The sequence below is a fragment of the Bacteroidales bacterium genome (genome assembly GCA_013141385.1).
GTDB lineage: Bacteria > Bacteroidota > Bacteroidia > Bacteroidales > Tenuifilaceae > UBA8529.
The window spans coordinates 1-13,958 of the sequence record JABFRB010000028.1; the positions used below are offsets into that span (position 1 = coordinate 1).

The following is a 13,958-nucleotide window of genomic DNA, read 5'->3' on the forward strand; positions in this document are numbered from 1 at the left end:
AGAGAAGAGTAAGGGTCTTTAGCTGAACTTAGATCTTATAATCTGGCGGAGCTACTAGTTCACCTTTACTCTTCTGGTTAATCGGTATTGAAAATTAATGTTTTTATTTGAATGCAAATCTAAAGGCAGAGCTAGTTCGGCAGAGCCAATGACACCTTACATCAAGCTGACGTTATTTAATATCCCACTAAAATAAAAAGATAGGAATAGTTACTCCTACTTCCTACCAAACCTCTAATTAACATGTAGTTGGATTTTATCACTTCATTTGTGCAATATTTGAATAAAGAGATTCCGTAGAATATTGTTATTTTCAAAAAATTTAATCCACTGCCTTGAAATGTTGAATGAAGTAAAGCATTATTTTCCAAAACAAGTAGATTTTTGGATTTGTTCAGAACCAAGTTGGTGAGTTAGACATCTTAACCCGACCAGTAACATAATAAAAGAGTCACGCAAAATAGGCTATTTGCATTTACCTCTGTTAAACTTTGTTAAGCCTATTCGTGAGCCTTACATAAAAGCTAACTTTGTTGATATGAGTAGAAAGCTAATCTGGATTTTAACCATAATTATTTCATTTGCAACATTTGGATTAATCCTTGTTCAATCCAAATGGGTTAGAATTGCAATTGATGTAAAAGAAGAACAGTTTGTTCAGTCGGCAAATTTGGCTATGACAAGCATAATTGAAGAGGTTGTACAACAAGAAACAATTTTACAAATTGTTGGCGAAATAAAACCTTACTCGACAATAAGTTCCACAGGAAAATCAAGACTAACTTATAGTACAAGTATACTAAATCAAACCCGAAGTGGTTATCGAAGTCTTCAAAAAGACCGTGAAGTATTCACCTTAAATCAACTTGACTCACTAAAAATTCCCACAATTATTGGCATCAGTACCAGTGATTCAATTAGGATAAACAAGGCTAACAAAATTAACGAATCATATTACAATCCTTCCAAATCCTCCGCCAAGAAGAATTTTTCAGACCTAAACCTCAACCTTGGAATTGATAATAGACTCCTCAATAAAACAATATTTGTTGAAAAAACTATAGATAATATGATTCGAATCGAGCAACCTATTGAGAAACGAATTACCAAAGAGGTGCTTGATACTATAATTCGAGGAGAACTACTGCGTAAGGGTATTACTGCTAAGTTTGAGTATCGTGTATGCAATGAGCAGGATAGCACCGTTTACAAATCAAAATACTATAGCAGACAAATCAAAGGGGTTATTCTTAGGAATCAACTTTTTCCAAATGATTTCTTTGCACGTAGATATTTTCTAAATATCTACTTCCCAAACCAAAAGTCATATATCTTAAGCTCAATTGTGCTTATGACTATAACAACATTCCTGTTGACACTTATAATCGTTTTTAGTTTTTCAGTTACAATACTAATAATATTCCGACAAAAACGTCTCTCGGAAATAAAAAGTGATTTTGTAAGCAATATGACTCATGAGTTGAAAACGCCAATTTCAACAATTTCCCTTGCTGCTCAAATGCTTAATGATAAAAGCATCCCGGTTGAAAGGAAAAACTTAAATTATCTTGGAGGTGTTATTGCCGACGAAAGTAAACGGCTTGGATTGCAGGTTGAAAAAGTGCTCCAAATGGCAATTTTTGAAAAAACCAAACTAAAATTAAAACTAAAAGATATAGATATTCACCAGATTATAGATAAAGTGGCTTCTAATTTTAAAATTCAAATTGACAATGCAGGAGGAAATCTTCATTGCCAACTTTCTGCATCGGATTATAATATATACGCAGATGAAATTCACATTACAAATGTTATAATAAACCTACTTGATAACGCTTTGAAGTATCGTAATGGTCACCCAAGTATCATTTTATCAACACAATCGGCAACTAATGGAATAATTATTGCCGTAAAAGATAACGGGATAGGTATTAGTCGTGATAATCTAAAAAGAATTTTCGATCAGTTTTATCGAGTTCCTACTGGAAATATTCATAATGTGAAAGGTTTTGGGCTCGGTCTTAGCTATGTTAAGAAAATAACAGAAGCTCATGGGGGTAAAATTTGGGTAGAAAGTACAATAGGTGAAGGAAGTGTTTTTTCAATATACCTGCCAAATGCAGGCCCAAACGATAGAATTCAATAACTCAAAAAAAACGAACAATGGAAAATAGAATAATAAGGATTCTGCTTGCAGAAGACGATGAAAACTTAGGAATGTTGCTAAAAGAGTATCTTCAAGCAAAGGATTTTGAGGTTGACCTTTATAAAGATGGGGAAAAAGCATATAAAGGATTTCAAAATAAATATTATGACATTTGCATCCTAGATGTTATGATGCCCATTAAGGATGGGTTTACCCTTGCTAGAGAAATAAGGATGTCTAATAGCAGTATGCCCATTCTTTTCCTTACAGCCAAATCAATGAAAGATGACATAATTGAAGGCTTTTCGCTTGGGGCAGACGATTACATGACAAAACCATTTAGCATTGAAGAATTGCTTATGCGCTTAGAGGCTATCCTAAGACGTACCCGAAAAGATTCAGTTACAACAAGTCAAAGTATTTTTCAAGTTGGCAAATATACATTTGATGCAATGAAGCAGACCCTCCAAATTGGAGATAATATCCGTAAACTAACCACCAAAGAGAGTGAGTTGCTAAAATATTTAAGCGTAAATAAAAATGCTATTCTTGATAGAAATTTTGCGCTAAAGACCATTTGGGTAGATGACAGCTACTTTAATGCTAGAAGCATGGATGTATACATTACAAAACTCCGTAAATACTTAAAGGGTGATCCAACCATTGAGATTATTAATGTTCGGGGAAAGGGATTTAAGCTTATTTCGTAGTTTTTTCATCAATATTCTCAAACAAGATTAGCTATTTAGAACCTTTAACCTTCTTTTTCGTTATATTTGTCAAAGGATTGGCATAGTTTTAGTCTATTAATTCTTTCTTTTTAAAAAATATTTTGTATTATTAGCATTATGTTCTTAGTATTCAGACAAAATATTTTGTGACCATGGAAAAAATATTAATTGACCCTACAAACGAGACACCCAAGGTGGTTCTTGATAAAGATAGTAACAGGTTTGAAATTTCCGGTAACTCCCTGCCAGAGGATGTTAACTCATTCTATACTCCAATCCTTTCATGGTTTGATGAATACACCTCCAGTCCAAATTTAAAAACTGAGGTTGTATTAAATTTTGAGTACTACAACACTTCATCATCTAAGATGATATTAAAGATTCTCGAAAAATTCAAAGAAATTCACAGGAAGGGCTTTGATGTAGAAATTCAATGGCATTACATGGATGATGATGAGGATATGATTGAGGCAGGGGAAGATTATTCCGAACACGTAAAAGTGCCATTTAAATTTGTCTCACACCAAAGATCCAACAATTGATCTAACCTTGAAATATCCCATCAAATGGATAGCATAATCTTAAAACTTCGACTTCTAGCATTAAGGATTACTGGTAAATTCCCAAAAGTTGATGCTGTTGAAGCCAAGGAAAAAGCCCTTCAAAACGAATTTGAGGAGTTTAACCTTTTTGCTAAATCAGACGAGTTACTAAGATTTCAGGAACTTAAAACCTGGATCGAAACTAAAGAGCATGAGCAGGTTAGACTAGACCTAAAAGCCAAAACATTCAAATCCTCCGTTGAGTTTCAAACTGAAAAAGAATTTATTACTCTGCGCAAAAATAAGGCTTTAAAAGATTATTTAATGCTCACCCAAACTAATACTCCTAAAGAGTATACCGATATTGATAAATCGGGATTACCTCAGAAATTTATTGAACTTAAAGCATACATAACCAGCCCAGAATACAAGAAGGAAAGAAAACGATTTGTGGCTGAAAATACCGATGAGTATAAAAAAGAACTTGCATTTAATGAATTAAAACAGAATGAGCAGGTTAAAAAATTCTTCACCCTTAAGAAATCTAAATCGTTACAAAACTACTTTCAGATCAAGGATTCAGATATACTACCAAGATATAACAAATTAAAGGATCAGGTTGATTCCCCAGACTTTAAGGAAAAGAAAGTCTACCTATTATCTACCGACAAATTTGAGAAAACAGAACAGTACCAAAAACTTCAAGAATACAATAAGTTAAAACAATCCGAAAAAATTCGTTGGTACTTTAAGGCCATTAAGGATGATAAGTTTAAGGAGATTAAAAAATGGGAGTTGACCTTTAGTGAAGAATTTGAGAGTAAAAAACTTGATCAGCAAAAATGGCTCACAAAATTTTTCTGGGGTGAAGCATTACTAAACAGCAGCTATTCCCTTGCTTCTGATAGTCATTGGTATACCGATGGCAATAACATTTCAATTGATAAAAGCATCCTTAAAATATCTACACGCAAGGAGAAAGCAAGTGGCTTATCCTGGGATTCAAAATATGGTTTTATCCCTAAGGAGTTTGACTATACATCTGGTGTTATTAGTACTGGGAATTCATTCCGTCAGCAACATGGTCGATTCGAAGCAAAAATCAAAATCACATCTTTAGAGGGAATTTACCATGCATTCTGGTTGGTAGGTGATAAAATGCTACCAGAGGTTGATATATTCAGGAAAAAAGGCGATGGTTCTTCTGCTCTTCAGGGCGCATTTTTCTGGGAGAATGGACAAAAGGGAAAACCAAAAAAGAGTATTACATCTGTTGGTGGACTTTCCCTCGATTCTGAGTTTTATATTCTAGGTGTTGATTGGGACGAGCAAAAAATAACATGGAAAATAAATGGTATTCCATTTAAAGTAGAAACCAATAACCTACCCAAAGGTGCGGTTTACCTAGTATTATCTTCAGGGGTAAATGGTAAAATAGATGAATCGAAACTACCTATAACCCTTGAGGTTGATTGGGTAAAATGCTGGACTCATAAAAAAGATCAAGTATAAATACAGCAAAGGAGGTTCTTAAGCCTCCTTTTATTTTTTACAGCCTAAGAACCAAAAAGACACATTAGACTCTTCCGGGTCTACCGACTCTGGAAGGTCTTGCTTAATGGAAAATCCTACTGAAATCTTTAAAATTTAATTTTGAGAAGATTATAATACATAACACCCAATATTTTTTCGAATAAAATTCAAGGAATAAATATTTCGGTGCTACGCATCTATACCTATATTCTACTTTATTCTCTACAAATATTCAGTTACTACGCAGCAAAGAAGGTGTAGAGCACCTCAATATTTGTAGAATCATTAATCACCCCAATAATTTAGGTGCGTAGCACCGTAATATCTCCAGAACCTTCCAGCCCCTAAAACTCTGGAAGGTCTTACCTAATGGAAAAACCTGCTAGAGTCTAAAAGACCTAGCAGAGTTTTGATAGGTTTACAACTCATAACACCATAATACTCCACTGAAAAAGAGCCAAAGTTTCACGCAAAACACGCAGCAATAAAACGCAAAGACCACAAAGCACTGATTTTGTAAACCAAACTCTTTGTGAACTTTGCGAAACCCTTGGCAATCTTTGCGTGAACCCCTAAGGACTCAACGAAGTAAAAAATTCTTTTTGGACACCCTTTAATATCTTATTCAGCACCACAATTTAAGCTCAGGCAGTAGTAAGTATTGCTAATTAAAAAACACCATCTTTTGTAGTTGGGTCTCCGTCACCACCCCTAATTTGGAGTAGTTCATTAATATTAAGGGTTTTAAATCCTTTTGCCACTTTTTTTTCTTTTCTTTTTTTTAACGTTTTCATAATCTTAGGTTTTTAGTTAAACTTTTAGTTTATTTTTGTATTTATACTTAGTTTTTCGGCGCACTGTTAAGAACATTATCGCAATAATAATGAATTCTTTTAAATCACAGTTTAATTACTTGATATTCAAAAATCTTGTTTTATTCTTAGCGGGTTTTTTTGTTGCTCTGACAGTAGATGCACAACAACTTACTAATGCCAATTATGCAAGTATACTTTACGATAGCAGTAAGGTATACTATTCAGTTGGAAATTATAATAATGCTATAAAAGATTTAAATAGAATTCTTCTGCTAAAGAGTAAGTTACCAGATGATAACAGTCCTGAATACTTTAAGATATATAACCTGTTTGGGGTAGTTTATAGAAGACAGGGTGATCTAAGTAGGGCTATTGATTTTTACAAAAAAGCATCAAAAAGTACTTCCGATATTTTTAACTTATCAGTTATCAATGGAAATATTGCCAATATTTATTCCTTAAAGGGAGATTATTCAAAAGCCATTTACTACTACGAAAACACCCTTCAGGTACTTGAAAAAAGCGATGATTCGAAGAGGTATCGCTACATGGCCGACTACAATCATAATGTTGGCTTTTGCTACTATAAGTTGGAGAATTACAGCCTTGCCCGAGATTACTACTTAAAAAGCATTCAACTTGCCGAAAAGAATAAGCTGGGAGGGGTAGGTGAAACTTACTATAATAGTGGGCTAGTATATCAAAAACTAGACAGCTTGGAAAAAGCAAATTATTGCTTTAAAAAGGCCATTGAATGTAATACCAAGGAGTTTGGAGAAAATCACTATATGACAGGAATGGCATATATGAACTATGCTGCCTTTTATTCAGATATCCGTGATTATAAGAATAGTTCTAAACTGTATAAAAAATCTCTTGCTATTTTGCAAAACACTCTTGGAGATAAACATCCTTATACATCGTTATGTCTTAAAAATATTGGATTTTTAAACTATCAATTGAATCAATACAAACAGGCTTTGATCTATTTTCAAAAATCACTTATAGCAAAGATATATAACTATAATGATAGCTCAGTATATGTAAATCCAGTCCCTGATATATTTCCAGACATGGATTTACTAGTTGTACTAAAACTAAAAGCACAGGCTTTTAAAAAATTGTCGGAACGCGAAAGAAAGGAAGAAAATCTTAAAGCAGCTCTTGCAACCCTTGAACTTACAACAGTTTTTATTGAGCAACTACGTACGGGTTATCTGTACGAGGGTTCTAAGCTGCAAATAGCAGCAAAGGAGCACGAAACTTACCTGTCTATAGTAGAAATAGCCAATGCCCTATACGAAATTTCAGGCGATTCTAAATACTTGGGTATAGCATTTCGGTATGCTGAGTATAGCAAGTACGCTGTACTCAGGGAACTGAAAAACGAGGAAATGGCCAAGGGGGTTGCTGGAATACCCGATAGCATTAGCGATAACGAGCGTAGGGTAAAACAGCAAATTGCCAGCATTCGAATGCAGGTGGCAGATGAGAGCAAACTGGAACACCCGAATAGGCCGAAGATAGATAGGTGGAACGAGCAGCTGTTCAGCCTATACCAGAACCTTGAGGGGCTAATGCAGAGGCTCGAAAGCAATTATCCGCTTTACTTCAAGCAAAAGTATAGCAACCAAGTTGTAAGCGTAGAGCAGCTGCAGAAGTCAATGGGCAAAAATGAAGCTATACTCGAATACGTACTCGGCAACAATGCATTATATACCTTTACCATTACTAAGGAAACATTCCAACTTGTAAAGCAGGAGGCTGATAGTACCAGCCACACAAGTCTTAACTTTTTAATATCAGCCCTGCATAGCGAATACTCATCGGATTATGCTGCCTACAGGAATTCCGCTTATGCCCTTTACAAGAAACTTATCTACCCCGTTGAGCCTTTGCTAAAAAACAAAAGCCTACTTATAATCCCAGATGGTGGGCTGAACCTTATCGCCTTTGATATACTCATAGACAAACCTTATCGGGATGGCGATAAGCGTGATTACAGGCAAGAATCATATTTACTAAAGAAATATCCTATAGGCTATGCCTACTCGGCTACTTTATACAATAATACCTTAAGCAATACGTATAAAGGTTCACCCGATTTTCTTGGAATTGCACCCGATTACAAAAACTCAAAGGATTCGCTAAGAAGCATTCCCTTGGGGTTACAGAATATTAGGAAGATTGCTCTGCTTACATTCGGAAAATCGCTAACGGGGAATAGTGCAACTGAAGGGGCGTTTAAAAAATATTGTGGTAGGTACGGTATTATCCATTTCTACGCACATGGTTTTGAGGATACTCTTAACCCAGCCAACTCAAAACTTGTTCTATCCGCCCCTACAGATTCTGTAAACGATGGATACCTGCACGCCTGGGAGGTTTACAATATGCAACTGAATGCAGAACTGGTGGTGCTTGCATCCTGTTACTCTGGATCCGGCAAAATGTCGAAGGGAGAAGGAGTGCTGAGCTTAAGTAGAAGTTTTATGTATGCTGGTAGCAAATCGTTAATAATGTCGCTTTGGGTTGCTTATGATAGATCCACAAACAGTATACTAAATAGTTTTTACCTGAATATGCTAAAAGGGATGCGAAAGGATGAGGCTCTTAGACTTGCAAAACTAGAGTATCTGGAAAATGCCGACCTAGCATCCCCACGTTTTTGGGCTGGTATAGTAGTAAATGGAAACCAAAATGCCTTATACAGTTATTGGTACTTAAAAAAGGCAATTATAGCAACTATAATTATTTTAATACTATTCCTCATTTTCAGAAAACGAAAAACGATAGGAACCAAGTTAAGGAAATTTTCACGCTAAATCGCTAAGTCACAAAGAAATTCAAAAGAGATATCAGAGTATAATTAATGGGCTAAAGAAAATTTTGAGGTGCTGGAAAAAAATCTTTGTGTAATACTTTGAGAACCTTTGTGTAATAGCTATTCAAAAAAGTCACAAAAATCCACCAAAAAGATTACCGAACCATTGTAAAATCAAATCCACTAAATATAATTTATATAGACTTTATCTATTTTATATAATAATTACCCCTGTGGATTCTTTGTAATGTTAATACCTCCCTGGTGAGAAGTCATTAATCACTGAGTTTCTTTAAAATACGCTTGGCCTTTTTGTAGTTATAATCATTGCCATCTACGATAGCCCGAAAAGTATTAATTGCTTTTTCTTTATCTCCAATTTTTAGGTAGCAAAGTCCTAGATACCATCTTGCTTGAGGAAAATAATCAAGTTTGCTCTGGTTATTAAGAACCTGTTCGAGGTAGTCGGCTGCTACGCTATATTTGCCAACCTCCATTAGAGCCAATCCAATGAATAAGTTTCGCTCAACTTCAATAGTTACGGATGATGGCAAATCTTTTAAAAGTAGTAGAGCATTTGTATACTCCCCATCCATATATTTCTGCTTGGCAATACTAAAAGAGTTGCTATTGATCATGTAACCAGAATAATCGTATGGGGCATAATATTTTGCGTAAAGGCTATTCTCCAACGAATCGTTGGGTTGAAAATAATACGCAATCCCACCTCCCGAGATAATTAGTACCGCAATAGAAGCAGCAACTAGCCAATATTTAAGTTTTCTATTTATAGAAAAAGTCCGAGTGGTGCTAGGATGTTCTTTGGCGGATACGTAGTTTCTATAAGCCTCTTCTAGTTTCTCCTTAAGTATAAGATTTTCAATAGAATTATTTATTTCTCTTTGTAGGTAGACCTCCTTCGAGAGTTCTAACCTCTTTTTTAGCGTGTGTTCAAATTCAACCCTTTGAGATGGTGATAATTCATTATCAGCATATTGATGCGTTTCTACCTTAATTTTTTCTTCCTCGTATATTTTTGCTAAATATCCATCGGCGAGTATTTCATCCGCAACAATAGACATTTGTTCCAGAGGAAGTGTGTTGAGTAGAAAAGCAATAATCGTATCTCTATCAATCGGTAAGGTCATAATTCATAGTTGTTTTTACCCAAGCAATATACAAATAATATTTATAACAATAAAATATTTATAAAAACGAATAAATAATGTTTTTGTGTAAATAAAAACAACACTTAAAAGGCATTCAAATTCAAAGAGTCAAATAATTTAGGTGTTAAGGCTATATTTTTATGTGATGTAGAGAAAATACTTCAAGTGAACAAACATAAATCTATGCTTTTTTGTTGTATCCTGAGTATTTTTACTCCGTTTTCTTTTGATATTGCTACTCTCACTTGAATTCTTTAGCAAACCACTTATGCGTTCAACCTTAATATTTACAATGTGTTGCGATAATACCGATTGGAAATATGTAATAGTCCAATTTCGGCTCCGCCTCATGGACTAAACATATTTATCCATCGGCATTTACCAATTTAATAAATTCAAAAGATTGGACTATTTTGAATTTAAGATTGGTATAAAATATCGCGAAATGCGAAGGAAAACTCAACTGCTGGGTTTAATCTTCTATTTATCAACAAATTACCCCAACAAATATGAAACTGATTTTTAATTTGAATAAACATTTTCGTTTGAAGGGTTGATAATATTTAAATGTCTGATTTGAGTATAAGCATAGTATTTATCTATATTTTTATTCATAAAAGTTACAATCTTATTGCAGTTACGCTTAGTGTTGTTTTGCAATCCTCTTTGTACATCATCTTGGTATCAAAATGCCAGCTCCAACCCTTTTTTTCAATTCCCTCTGAAATGGTTGTATATACAGTAGGTTTTGAACCTATAAGTTTACCATCCTCATCATGGTATTCCTCCTCATAATCAAAAATTAGCACAGATTTTCCGATAGGTAGCATTTCTATATGCTTTTTTTGAATTTCTTCAGTTATAACTATTGCTTGAGCATCTGTTAATTTTACTTTTTTTGCAAGATAATCTGTTAGAATTATACTTAGCTGGCTAAGCAGATTAACCGATACAATCATATCCTCAGAAAAGATAGGCGGTTTTATTGTTGAGATTCGCTGAATAAACTCATTCCCCTCAAAGTCCTTCTTTTTCTGATTATAGATTAAATCTACAATACCTCCAGTTATATCAATCGTTTCGAACTCAACATTCTTATATCTTGAATATTTATTAATGATTTGATTGGGATGGATTATATCTGTAAGTATAATTCTTTCACATCTTTCTATAAGAAATTGCATTGGCACATCAAGCAACCAGCCACTTCCTAGGATTCTAATCGATTTGGGATGTTGGTCTTTTACTGCTAACTGAATATACTCGCTCGATTTTACCAAATGGCTTTGCCATCCTCCCTCCTCGCGCAGCATCCGACGCATAATGCCTGACTGCCCTGAGAGAAAACCCATACGGGAATTCCTAAACCATTCTTTAATCATATCAATTGAATAAAAAATACAAAGGAATAAAAAATCCGGCTCAACTAGCCGGATTTAAATGAATCCAATATCTTTCTAATTAATCCATTTTAAGAACTGCAAGGAATGCCTCCTGAGGAACTTCAACCGTTCCAATCTGGCGCATACGTTTCTTACCTTTCTTCTGCTTCTCCAACAGCTTACGCTTACGGGTTATATCACCACCATAGCACTTTGCAGTAACGTCTTTACGTAAAGCCTTAACGGTTTCACGAGCAATAATTTTTGCTCCAATAGCTGCTTGAATTGCAATGTCGAATTGTTGGCGTGGAATAAGCTCACGTAACTTCTCGCACATCTTACGACCAAAATCATACGCATAATCCCGATGAATAAGCGATGACAGTGCATCAACCATCTCGCCATTAAGCAGAATATCGAGCTTAACAAGGGTTGCCGTCTGAAATCCATCGATATGATAGTCGAACGAGGCGTATCCTCTGGAAATAGATTTTAACTTATCATAGAAATCGAAAACAATATCGCTAAGCGGTAAGCGGAAGGTCAACTCTACCCTATCTGAAGTTAGAAATACCTGATTCTTTAGGATTCCACGTTTATCAATGCAAAGTTTCATCACCCCGCCAAGATACTCAGATTTAGTAATAACCTGAGCATTGATAACTGGCTCCTCAATATGATCAATTACGGTTGGAGCGGGTAATCCACTTGGATTATGAACCTCTATTATCTCTCCTTTAGTAGTATGAACTTTATAGGATACGTTGGGTACGGTTGTAATAACATCAATATCAAACTCTCTGTACAAACGCTCCTGTACAATCTCCATGTGAAGCAGACCCAAGAATCCGCAACGGAAACCAAATCCTAACGCTAGTGATGATTCGGGTTCATATGTAAGCGAGGCATCGTTCAATCTAAGTTTATCCAATGATGCGCGTAAATCTTCATATTCATCGGCATCTACAGGGTATAGGCCCGCAAAAACCATGGGTTTTACATCAGCAAAACCCTCAATAGACTTAAGACAAGGATTGACAACGTGGGTAATGGTATCACCTACTTTCACCTCTTTTGATTCCTTGATTCCTGAGATGATATACCCAACATTCCCAGCGTTTAATGACCCTCTGGAAATTAACTTTAATCTTAAAATACCAACCTCATCAGCCTCGTATTCTTGACCAGTATTAAAGAATTTAACTTTGTCGCCTTTTTTAATCGTTCCATTGAAAATTTTGAAATAGGCGATGATTCCACGGAAAGGATTAAAAACAGAGTCGAAAATTAGAGCCTGTAATGGAGCGTTTGAGTCACCTTTTGGTGGCTTGATCCTTTTTATAATTTCATCCAGAATAACTGGTACGCCTTCCCCTGTTTTTGCGCTAACCGATAATATTTCATCGCGTTTGCAACCAATAAGATCCACAATCTGATCCTTAACATCCTCAACCATTGCAGCATCCATATCGATTTTATTCACAACAGGTATAATCTCAAGATCGTGATTTAGGGCAAGGTAAAGATTTGATATGGTTTGCGCCTGAATTCCTTGAGTTGCATCAACAATAAGTAATGCCCCTTCGCAGGAAGCGATTGCCCGTGATACTTCATACGAGAAGTCGACATGACCTGGGGTGTCAATCAGGTTTAGAAGATAATTCGACCCCTGATACATATACTCCATCTGTATTGCATGACTCTTAATGGTGATCCCCTTCTCCCTCTCCAGATCCATGCTATCCAAAACCTGATTTTGGGATTCACGCTCGGTAAGAGTGTGGGTAAGATCAAGTAATCTATCGGCAAGGGTGCTCTTCCCGTGATCAATATGGGCAATTATGCAGAAGTTCCTGATGTTATCCATGCTGATTTTTAATTAGTTTGCAAAGATATTCAAAAATCGCAAATAGAATGCCTATCGGGTTCAACTAAAGTTGACTATTATTCCTTTTTTAAAGTTCTCTTCTTTTTCCAAATAGTAAATTTTGTTTATTCGAACTCATATCAAATCTATATCTTTGTAAAAAAGATAAGTCATGTTGAATAAAATCAAGGTTATAGGTTTTGATGCAGATGATACACTCTGGGAAAATGAACCATACTACCGCGAAACTGAGGATAAATTTTGTGATCTACTAAAGGATTATTTACCAAAGAATAAGGTTGAAGAGGAACTTTTCAAAACCGAAATGAATAATCTTGAACTTTACGGTTACGGTATTAAAGCGTTTACCCTTTCGTTGATTGAAACTGCCATTCGGATTTCGAATTCCCAGATTTCATCCTCAAAGATTAAAACAATAATTGAGATTGGGAAAGAACAAATAAATAGACCAAACCATCTACTGGATGGTGTGAATCTTGTTCTTGAAACATTAAAACCTAAATATAAACTGATTGTGGCAACAAAGGGTGATTTGCTCGATCAGGAAAGAAAACTGAATAATTCAAACCTCCTCCAGTATTTTCATCACATTGAAATTATGAGCGATAAACAGGAGGGTAACTACAAAGATCTTCTTAAGCATCTTGATATTGAGCCAGATGAATTTCTGATGGTAGGTAACTCCCTTAAATCAGATATACTTCCAGTGCTTAACCTAGGTGGGTATGGCGTTTTCATTCCATTTCATGTAACATGGCTACATGAACGTGTTGACGAGAGTGAGGTTTCAAATCCAAGATTTTATAAGGTGGACTCTTTACATGAATTACTAAAATTGAAACTGCTTGAATTATAGAAAAAAATATGACATTAAAAAAAGGAAGGCAAATTTGCCTTCCTTTTCTATATACTGCTAGGGCAGTGAAAT

At 35.2% G+C, this 13,958-nt stretch carries 9 protein-coding genes; 6 read left to right on the plus strand and 3 right to left on the minus strand.

Going from position 1 to position 13,958, the window contains the following annotated elements; all coding sequences use genetic code 11:
• Window positions 1–538: 538 nt before the first annotated feature.
• From HOO91_15985 to HOO91_16005, 5 genes are all read left to right on the plus strand, one after another.
• Complete coding sequence (locus HOO91_15985; protein ID NOU19057.1) at window positions 539–2,146, plus strand: HAMP domain-containing histidine kinase; 1,608 nt, start codon at window positions 539–541, stop codon at window positions 2,144–2,146.
• 17 nt (window positions 2,147–2,163) lie between these two features.
• Complete coding sequence (locus HOO91_15990; GenBank protein NOU19058.1) at window positions 2,164–2,856, plus strand: response regulator transcription factor; 693 nt, start codon at window positions 2,164–2,166, stop codon at window positions 2,854–2,856.
• Window positions 2,857–3,029: 173 nt separating this feature from the next.
• Entirely contained in the window at window positions 3,030–3,419 is a 390-nt protein-coding gene (locus HOO91_15995; GenBank protein NOU19059.1) for a DUF1987 domain-containing protein, read from the plus strand.
• A 24-nt stretch (window positions 3,420–3,443) separates the two neighbouring features.
• Window positions 3,444–4,931, plus strand: coding sequence for a family 16 glycosylhydrolase (locus HOO91_16000; protein NOU19060.1), 1,488 nt, complete (start codon window positions 3,444–3,446; stop codon window positions 4,929–4,931).
• A 904-nt stretch (window positions 4,932–5,835) separates the two neighbouring features.
• Window positions 5,836–8,592 (plus strand): CHAT domain-containing protein, encoded by a 2,757-nt coding sequence (locus HOO91_16005; GenBank protein ID NOU19061.1) that lies wholly within the window; start codon window positions 5,836–5,838, stop codon window positions 8,590–8,592.
• A 274-nt stretch (window positions 8,593–8,866) separates the two neighbouring features.
• Here the strand turns inward: HOO91_16005 and HOO91_16010 are convergent, their stop codons facing one another.
• The 3 genes from HOO91_16010 to lepA all read right to left on the minus strand — a co-directional run bounded on the left by HOO91_16010 (window position 8,867) and on the right by lepA (window position 13,009).
• On the minus strand, window positions 8,867–9,739 hold the full coding sequence (locus tag HOO91_16010; GenBank protein ID NOU19062.1) for a tetratricopeptide repeat protein: 873 nt from the start codon (window positions 9,737–9,739) through the stop codon (window positions 8,867–8,869).
• Between the two features lie 641 nt (window positions 9,740–10,380).
• Window positions 10,381–11,142 (minus strand): hypothetical protein, encoded by a 762-nt coding sequence (locus tag HOO91_16015; GenBank protein ID NOU19063.1) that lies wholly within the window; start codon window positions 11,140–11,142, stop codon window positions 10,381–10,383.
• Window positions 11,143–11,221: 79 nt separating this feature from the next.
• Complete coding sequence (lepA, locus tag HOO91_16020; GenBank protein NOU19064.1) at window positions 11,222–13,009, minus strand: elongation factor 4; 1,788 nt, start codon at window positions 13,007–13,009, stop codon at window positions 11,222–11,224.
• Window positions 13,010–13,181: 172 nt separating this feature from the next.
• Here lepA and HOO91_16025 point away from each other — a divergent pair, with 172 nt between their 5' ends.
• On the plus strand, window positions 13,182–13,886 hold the full coding sequence (locus HOO91_16025) for an HAD family hydrolase (protein ID NOU19065.1): 705 nt from the start codon (window positions 13,182–13,184) through the stop codon (window positions 13,884–13,886).
• Window positions 13,887–13,958: the final 72 nt, after the last annotated feature.

What these genes read in the sequence shown, in the direction of transcription:
- HOO91_15985 (NOU19057.1), top strand. Translation starts at nt 539, where the DNA reads ATGAGTAGAAAGCTAATCTGGATTTTAACCATAATTATTTCATTTGCA.
- HOO91_15990 (NOU19058.1), top strand. Translation starts at nt 2,164, where the DNA reads ATGGAAAATAGAATAATAAGGATTCTGCTTGCAGAAGACGATGAAAAC.
- HOO91_15995 (NOU19059.1), top strand. Translation starts at nt 3,030, where the DNA reads ATGGAAAAAATATTAATTGACCCTACAAACGAGACACCCAAGGTGGTT.
- HOO91_16000 (NOU19060.1), top strand. Translation starts at nt 3,444, where the DNA reads ATGGATAGCATAATCTTAAAACTTCGACTTCTAGCATTAAGGATTACT.
- HOO91_16005 (NOU19061.1), top strand. Translation starts at nt 5,836, where the DNA reads ATGAATTCTTTTAAATCACAGTTTAATTACTTGATATTCAAAAATCTT.
- HOO91_16010 (NOU19062.1), bottom strand. Translation starts at nt 9,739, where the DNA reads ATGACCTTACCGATTGATAGAGATACGATTATTGCTTTTCTACTCAAC.
- HOO91_16015 (NOU19063.1), bottom strand. Translation starts at nt 11,142, where the DNA reads ATGATTAAAGAATGGTTTAGGAATTCCCGTATGGGTTTTCTCTCAGGG.
- lepA (NOU19064.1), bottom strand. Translation starts at nt 13,009, where the DNA reads ATGGATAACATCAGGAACTTCTGCATAATTGCCCATATTGATCACGGG.
- HOO91_16025 (NOU19065.1), top strand. Translation starts at nt 13,182, where the DNA reads ATGTTGAATAAAATCAAGGTTATAGGTTTTGATGCAGATGATACACTC.